The sequence below is a fragment of the Streptomyces bambusae genome (genome assembly GCF_019400985.1).
In the GTDB taxonomy this organism is placed as follows: domain Bacteria; phylum Actinomycetota; class Actinomycetes; order Streptomycetales; family Streptomycetaceae; genus Streptomyces; species Streptomyces bambusae_A.
In genome coordinates, this window is sequence record NZ_WTFF01000737.1 from 1 (window position 1) to 598 (window position 598).

1 pseudogene is annotated in these 598 nt (G+C 79.9%); it reads left to right on the forward strand.

The window, feature by feature from the left end:
• Nucleotides 1-232, forward strand: a pseudogene (locus tag GPJ59_RS36795) (hypothetical protein); the annotation flags it as partial.
• Nucleotides 233-598 lie beyond the last annotated feature (366 nt).

Here is a 598-nt window from a genome sequence, read left to right on the forward strand (position 1 = left end):
GTGCAACCGGCCCCTGCTGCGCGCGCCCGGCTACGCCGTCACCACCGCCGGGCTGGGCGTCCTGCTGGCCCTGGTGGTGAGCGGCTCACCGGCGAACGCGGCACTGTCCGGCCTGGCGACGGGGGCGCGCACCGGGTCGGCGGGGCTGGGGCTGACGGCCCTGGCCGGCGCCCTGCTGCTGGCGGCCGGCGCGGGCGCCGTCTCATGCACCCTGGCCGCCCGACGCGGCTGAGCACACCGCCACCCACGCGGGCACGTCAAAGACTGCGGTGGACCGAGCAGTCAGGGAGCGCCCGGACCGGGCTGTACGTCAGCCCCGCAGGCACGTACCTTCCACCCGCCCGGGCGGAGACGACCCCGGCCCGCCCGGACCGGGCAGTACGGCAGCACCGCGGCCACGTACGGTCCGCCGCCCCGGCGGTGACGGGGCCGCCCGGGCCCTGCGACCTCGCTCGGGCCGGCGTCCGTCACGTACGGTCCGCCGCCCCGGCGGTGACGGGCACGCCCGGGCCCTGTGACCTCGCTCGGGTGGCGTCCGTGTCGGGCCGTCGGCCCGCTCCGGTGGCGTTCGCACCGGCCCTGGGGCCCGCCCCCGCGG